The organism is Petrotoga halophila DSM 16923 (assembly GCF_002924615.1).
This window is the reverse complement of sequence record NZ_JALY01000202.1, coordinates 1-4,268: the sequence shown is the minus strand read 5'-3', so window position 1 is coordinate 4,268 and position 4,268 is coordinate 1. Positions and strand designations below refer to the sequence as shown.

3 protein-coding genes are annotated in these 4,268 nt (G+C 32.9%); all 3 read left to right on the top strand.

What is annotated here, in order from left to right; all coding sequences use genetic code 11:
• Nucleotides 1–421 precede the first annotated feature (421 nt).
• The 3 genes from AA81_RS09975 (at nucleotide 422) to AA81_RS09965 (ending at nucleotide 4,166) form a co-directional block, all read left to right on the top strand.
• Nucleotides 422–2,350 (top strand): hypothetical protein, encoded by a 1,929-nt coding sequence (locus AA81_RS09975; RefSeq protein WP_103898926.1) that lies wholly within the window; start codon nucleotides 422–424, stop codon nucleotides 2,348–2,350.
• Between the two features lie 25 nt (nucleotides 2,351–2,375).
• Nucleotides 2,376–3,476, top strand: a complete 1,101-nt coding sequence (locus AA81_RS09970; protein ID WP_103898925.1) for a BMP family lipoprotein — start codon at nucleotides 2,376–2,378, stop codon at nucleotides 3,474–3,476.
• 330 nt (nucleotides 3,477–3,806) lie between these two features.
• Nucleotides 3,807–4,166 carry a response regulator gene (locus tag AA81_RS09965; protein ID WP_103077220.1) on the top strand — a complete coding sequence of 120 codons (360 nt, stop codon included), beginning with the start codon at nucleotides 3,807–3,809 and terminating at the stop codon, nucleotides 4,164–4,166.
• Nucleotides 4,167–4,268 lie beyond the last annotated feature (102 nt).

The window sequence follows — 4,268 nt, the reverse complement described above, 5'->3', positions numbered from 1 at the left end:
TCCCTACCTTTTTCGAATATTCCACTTCAAAATAAATCTCTCCATCTTTTCTCAAATCTTTTCTCTCTTTTAACTTAAAACCTTTGTCAATACCCAGTATTTGTGCTATAATTTTGTTGCTCATGATATCACTCCTCTCTCTTTTTATTTTTTTGTTTTTTGTTCTATGAGGAGTGATATCTTTTTTTATCCCTTTTGTCAAGTATCTCATCAACCATTTTTATTATACAGCCCATTTAATTATTTCAATTTTTCAATGAAAAAGCTCTTAATCATCTTTAATCGTTTTTAAAAGGATGTAATTACTAATAATCAAGTATAATTAAGATATTCCTAGGTTGAACAACTACAAAAAAAATGATATAATAAAATTAATTCATTGTTTGTTGTTCTAAATAATTACATAATTTGGAGGCTAGAGATGAAGAAATTAGTTATTTTATTAATTACACTCATTTTTTCCTTAACAGCTTTTACAATCGATGTTGAAGCAGTTAGAGATGTTTATGCAAATCTCATGCAGGCCTACAATGAAGAGGAAAGTGCTTCAAACGAAGAATTCGTTTCTTTTTTTCAAGAACTTAACAATTTAGGATTGTACAGATTTTATAGAACTCAGATGATAGGAAGCGCCGAATACGTTGATAGACCTACAAATGTCCAAACTTATCTATCTCAGATATACCATAATGTTCAGTCTCAATTTACAACAATCGAAGAAAAATTGGCTTTTGCCGGGTTCTTAGTGTATGTTCAATCCGATCTTTCAGGTGAACAAATTACACAAGAAATGATAAGGTCGATGCCTGCCTACTTTGCAACCGTTCAAGATTATACAAGATCTTTAGAAAATGATGCTTTAACTTACTTTGGCAACGTTATTATATATTCTTTAGGAATTGTTGAAACCGCTCCATTCACAAATATTGAAAGGTTCGAATCTGATGCGGAAATTTTGGATACAAGTTTTTACATATATGAAGGAGAAACTAATCCTGAATACGATGAGATAATATTAGAAAATAAAGAAAGTTTGGAAAAAGGTATTCAACAACTTGCTCAATCAGGCATAACCGGAAGGCCACTCCAAATCGCAATAGATCAACTCTCTTACAATTATGTCAATTCATTAATAAATGAAACCAACGAACAAATACAACAAGTTACCTATATGTTTATTGAGGAAGGCAAGGCCGGCGCCAACATTTCTTTTATAAGAATTATCATCTATGCTGTTTTGATTCTAATAACATTCTTATTTTTAAGAAAGTATCTTTGGGTGACAGTTTTAAGTGTATTTGGGGTCGAATTTGTATACCTTTTAACTTTCTACAATCCTATAAAAGATATAGTATCTTCTTTTCTTTATGGAAGTTACATAGTGACCTTTGTGTTATTGTTTTTAGCCGTTTTGTTGTTTAAAAGTTTTGGAAAAAAGACTAAAATGAGAGAAAAAGTTATAAACTTTTCCATCTTTTTTTTAGTGCTACTTACCCTGTTCGTTCCGTCGTACTATTCTTATGATCTTTTGATGGAAAAAAATACTCAGTTTGATAACTCTACTTTCGAAACCCAACTATTGAACGATGTCGTTGCTTACCCACACGCTCCTTTACATAAAACTATATCCAGTTTGAACTCTCACTTAGGAAGTGAATATTCCAAGGTTAATACTTTTTATAGATCGACTTTTTCATCCTTTTTAGCTGATCTTTTGAACGCGGAAGTTTTATCAAATCTACAAGGCTCCTCAGTTCAAACGAATAGAGAAGGTTTGAAAATCGACAAAGTAGAAAATTATCGAGGAGTACCACTTGATTTTTCAAAAGAGATTGCTGATTTTGTGAACTCATCAGAAATTGCCGAAAGAAATATTTATAATGAGTTAGGCACGTTAAAAGTTCAAGTCCATGATGTTTTAAAATTCTCTGATATCGAATTCGAATCTAAATTCATAGATGCTTCAAATCAACTCTTACAATCTACTGATCTAATTGATCCCTTGTTGCCCAATCTAAATTCTTTTTTTGACGTAGAAAAGGTCGACAAAATAAATTTAAAGACCTATAACACTGTTTTTGGTACAAAAATCTTTCTCTTGTTTTTCTTAGGTTTAACGATTTTTGTAATTTTTGAAGAGAAATTTGCCAAATATATTTCTTTAATATCCATGTATTTCCTAAGCATTCTTAGTTTCATAAAAGTAACTCCACTCAAAGTTTTTAGTCAAACCGGCTATCCTACTATTTACACAGTTGATTACAATATCAACTATAATTTCGGAATAATTTTGTTAATTTTAACTTCACTTCTGTTTTTGAGATACTTACACTATCAAAGGAACAAATAAATTTACCTAAAGGAGGTAGAAAAACATGAAAAAGTTGTTAGTTCTTAGTTTAATCAGTTTAATGTTTGTAAGTTCTTTTGCTTTAAAAGTTGTTATGGTAACTGATGTTGGCGGTTTGGGAGATAAGTCTTTCAACGATGGTGCATGGGCAGGTGTCCAAATGGCAGTAGAACAACTTCCCGATGTTGAAGGAGATATAATTATATCCAAGGAACAAACTGATTATATACCTAATCTAACTAATGCTGCTCAAAACGGGGATGTGGTAATAGGAGTAGGATTCATGATGGCAGATGCTTTATTCAATATCGCTGCTCAATATCCCGATACATTTTTCATTGGGATAGATATAGAGCCATCTCCAGGTCAAACGGTGCCAAACAATTTAGCCCTTTATACCTTCAAAGAACATGAGGCAGGATTCTTAGGTGGATACGTAGCGGCTGCAATGACCAAAACAGGTAAGATAGGTTTCGTAGGGGGAATAGAAATACCTCCAGTAAAAAGATATGAAATAGGTTACAGAGCAGGAGTTGAAGCCTACAATCAAATCCATGGGGCCAATGTTCAAGTTTTAATTGGTTACGCTGCTAGTTTTGAGGATCCAGCAAAAGGAAAACAGTTAACCCTTTCTCAGTACGACAATGGTGCAGATATCGTCTTCGCGTGCGCTGGTGCAACGGGAAATGGAGTCATCGATGCCGCAAAAGAAACCGGAACATCTTTCTACGGTTTACCAGCAAATGCCCCTCTACAACAGGTTATAGATAAATATTATGAAAAAGGTGAAGGTTACTTTGCACTAGGAGTAGACGTTGATCAAGATTATATGGCACCAGGTTACGTATTATTTAGTATTACAAAAAAGATCGATGTAGCGACTTTTGAGGGTATTAATTCAGCATTGTCTGCTAGATATTTTCAAGCTGGGCACAACAATTTAGGGATAGTTGACGATGGTGTTGGAATATCTCCAATGAAATATACCAAGGGGCTAATACCAAACGAAGTTATTGCAGAACTAGCTTATTTACAATCCCTGGCTAAGGAAGGAAAAATAAATATTCCTCAAACCGAAGCTGAATTAGGTTCTTTCAATGCAAGTAGTATAGTTTTTCCATTCTAAAGTAACATATCTTATTTATTCCAAATATGAGGCGGGATAAAATCCCGCCTATTTTGTAGACTATTTTTTTAAAGTTTATAAAAATTTTTATATTACTTACACATAGACACTTTAGAAATAAAGTAATTTTCAAAAATTAGATTTAGATTTTTAAAAGGTTACAGGGCGAAGCCCTCTCCCACCCATCTGGGCGATGTGAGGGAAAAGATAAAGAACTTTTATCCTTATGGTAGGAGTGCGATATTAAATTTTGAATTATGGAAATACTTTTAAAGCAAGTTTTAGAGTTTCTAGAAATAGCATAGATAATACTTTTTAGGAGGGGTTAAGTTGTCTAAAGTACTAATAGTGGATGATGAAGAGAACATAAGAACTTTAATAAAAGAAGAATTGGAAGAATCTGGTTATGAAGTTATTGCGGTAAGCAATGCAAAAGATGCACTGGAAACGTTAGAAAGCGATAAAGATATAGATATCATATGCACCGATATCGAAATGCCTGATGTAAATGGTTTAGAACTCGCAAGTGAAATCAGAAAAAGGTATCCAAATAAAAAAATAATATTTCTCACAGCCTACTCACATTATAAAAGTGAGATGGCATCATGGGCAGCAGATGCTTACGTTGTAAAATCAATGGATTTAACTGAAATAAAAGATACTATCGAAAATCTCTTAAAAATTCAATAATATTTTATCGGAGGTGCGCGTTTTGGATTACAAAGATACAATCAATCTTCCAAAGACATCATTCAAGATGAAGGCAAATCTGAAAGAAAAGGAGCCTCAGAT